General features: G+C 37.6%; 4 protein-coding genes. All 4 read right to left on the bottom strand.

Going from position 1 to position 2901, the window contains the following annotated elements:
- Nucleotides 1-3 precede the first annotated feature (3 nt).
- The 4 genes from AC1DTM_RS21585 to AC1DTM_RS21570 all read right to left on the bottom strand — a co-directional run bounded on the left by AC1DTM_RS21585 (nt 4) and on the right by AC1DTM_RS21570 (nt 2862).
- A complete protein-coding gene (locus AC1DTM_RS21585) occupies nt 4-780 on the bottom strand; it encodes a class I SAM-dependent methyltransferase (RefSeq protein WP_088099019.1) in 777 nt (258 codons plus the stop codon).
- A 49-nt stretch (nt 781-829) separates the two neighbouring features.
- Entirely contained in the window at nt 830-1264 is a 435-nt protein-coding gene (locus tag AC1DTM_RS21580; protein ID WP_000063703.1) for a BrxA/BrxB family bacilliredoxin, read from the bottom strand.
- Nucleotides 1265-1347: 83 nt separating this feature from the next.
- Nucleotides 1348-1731, bottom strand: coding sequence for a thiol-disulfide oxidoreductase DCC family protein (locus tag AC1DTM_RS21575; RefSeq protein WP_002158060.1), 384 nt, complete (start codon nt 1729-1731; stop codon nt 1348-1350).
- Nucleotides 1732-1734: 3 nt separating this feature from the next.
- The gene (locus tag AC1DTM_RS21570; protein WP_088099018.1) at nt 1735-2862 is read right to left on the bottom strand and encodes a conserved virulence factor C family protein; all 1128 of its coding nucleotides are present in this window, start codon (nt 2860-2862) and stop codon (nt 1735-1737) included.
- Nucleotides 2863-2901 lie beyond the last annotated feature (39 nt).

The raw sequence follows: 2901 nt of genomic DNA, 5'->3' as shown, positions 1-2901 counted from the left end.
CAATTAGCAAGGGGCAATTACACCAAAATGAAATTTTGCACTTTTTCTTTTGTATACGTGAAAATTGTGCTTTTCAAATCTAGAACTACGGAAATGATCTTTCAGAACGACACGTTTTCTCGCCACACGCTTCGCTTCCGTAATTGTTTCGTCAGTAATATCATGATACAAAGCGAAATGTTTTAACCCTTTTATTCCATCTGATTCGATGACAGTTTCTTCAAACATCGGATCAAGGTATACGACGTCATAACTATTATCTTCACATTGCGTTAAAAATGCGAAATGCTCAGTTTGTTTTACATCGATTCTTTGCATTGCTTCATCGATTTCAGAAACGGATGAAGACCATGTTTTCAAGCCTTTTCCCATGATGTACGCCATATATTCGTTTCCTTCAAGCCCTGTTACTTTTCCATCTTCACCAACAATATAGCTAGCAACAATACTATCTGATGCCATACCGAGCGTACAATCTAATACTGTCATTCCGCTCTCTAGTTTAGCAGCTTGTACAAAGGGATCGTGTTCTCCGCGCATTAACCTTTTCACACGAAACATTGCTGAGTTTGGATGAAAGAAAAACGACTCTTCCGTACCCTTTGGATAAATAGCTAATCGGTTTTTCCCTACAATCAGCACATCTTGTTCATACTGCTCATGCAGTTTGTGCACAGGTATATCATTACGTAAAACGAAAGAACAATTTAATTCTTCTGCTACCTTATTTGCATAAGCTGTCATTTCTTTATTTGTTCTTCCTGCTGTTGTTACTATCATTTTTTCACCTCTATATAAAGAAAAGAGGGAGATTTACTCTCCCCCTACTTTAGCAATTCTTTTCGAAAGCTTGTTCTAAGTTTGTAATAATTTCGTCCATTGTTGCGCCTTCAATTTCATGACGGTGAATGAAGTGAACAACTTCTTTTCCTTTTAGTAATGCCATAGATGGTGAAGATGGAGGGATTTCTCCGAAGTATTCACGCATTTTCGCAGTAGCATCTTTATCTTGACCTGCAAATACAGTTACAAGATGATCAGGTTGTTTTTCAGCACGTACAACCGCTTGACCTGCTGATGGGCGTGCTAAACCAGCTGCACAACCACAAACAGAGTTTACAACTACTAAAGTTGTACCTGATGCATTCTCCATAAATTCTGTTACAGCTTCTTCTGTAGTTAACTCTTCAAATCCAGAACGCACTAATTCTTGGCGCATTGGAATTACCATTTGGCGCATGTATTCTTCATATGCATTTGACATCTTGTAATCTCTCCTTCAACTTTCATTCCAACTTCATCATATCACGCGCTTTTAATAGGTGCAAAAGAAAGATAGTGATGATTTCATTTTTTTGTAGGGATTTCACAAACCCCTTCACGGCAGTGTCCAACTGGGACAAGTTTTCTATTGTTGGCAATATAATCGTATACTTTACTTCCAAATCCAAGTACGATAGATAATTTTATAAACGGCACTGCAAACCAATAAGATGGAACGGCCTTTGCTAATACGTTAATGCTATGAATTCCGTCATACCACTTATTATTTTTTAAAATATACAATCTCTGTTCCATCTTACTTTGTAATTCTTGAGAAAGTTCATACTTCTCAACTACATCTTCATCTCGAAATGAAACAAATTTCATCGTACCCTTTTTATCTAATTTTTCCGTACGCTCTGCAACTGCTGTACACATCGGACACCAACTATCATAGAAAACAATCATAAACTATTCCCCTTTACGAGACTCCGTCATTTGCTTCCATACTGATCCTTTTGCTTCTTCGCCGCCTTCAATACGTTCTAAAGCTAAACGTGCTTGCATTGCTACTTCAAACTCTGGATCATCTTCAGCTACTTTTAATGCCGGAATTGCACTTTCATCACCAAGTTCAAATAAGAACATTGCTGCACGCCAGCGTACTAATTTACTTGAATCTTTCAGAGATTTAATCATAACGAACATCGCTGCTGGGTCACCTACGTCTGATAAGCAATCTCCTGCTGTACGGCGAACACTTACAGAACGATCTAATAATGCTTTATATAATAACGGCAATACGCCTTCACCTTTTACCATACCTAAATAAGCTGTTGCTAGGCGGCGGATAGATACTTTCTCATCATCTAACGCCATTTTCAATACTGGCATATCTTCTTCAGTAGGATCCATTTGTTCTAAAGCTGCAAAACGTTTTTTCCAGTCGGAATCCTTCATCATCTCTTCTGTTACTTTATATGGCTCACGCTTTTGAATCGTTACTTCAACAGCACCTGCTTGATCTAATAATTCTTTAACCGTTTCATTTACACGATCYTCTGAATAAGCAGCAACAATTTCTTCTACTACTTCTTTCCCGATTTCTTCAAAATTACCGTAACGTGTACTTTGCTCTACCCATTTGCGCTCTTTCACAACGTTAGGTGCRGACATTTGCACTTTCATAATGGATTCTTTAAAACGATCAGGTAAGCCTACACGCTCTTCTGTCGTTCCATCTGTTAACTTCACTTGCATCGGAATAGTAAAGAACATTTGAACAAACACTTTCACTTCTCCAAAATGAGAAAGTTGTTGTTCTTCGCTTTCTTCCACTATTTCTTCACCAAAAACGGCACGAACTTGTTGTAATAAAACTTTCCAGTCATATTTCGCATTACGCTCTACTGCTAAAAAGTCTGCAACATGGTACACACCTTTAATACCTTCAATTTTCAAAATTTCTTGCACTTGCATTGGTGCTTGTTCTTTATTTTCATTTGTATAATTATTACGCGCTCCTGATGGTAATACTTCATTTAAAATAACTTTCATTGTATTCGGACTTGGCGTCGGTTCAATAGCTTTAATCTTCACGTAAAAAACTCTCCTTTATTGCGTGTTCTTAGCTGTATT

This window comes from Bacillus sp. P4_D3, assembly GCF_056401855.1.
The sequence above is the reverse complement of the archived record's forward strand: the minus strand, read 5'-3'. Positions and strand labels throughout refer to the sequence as shown.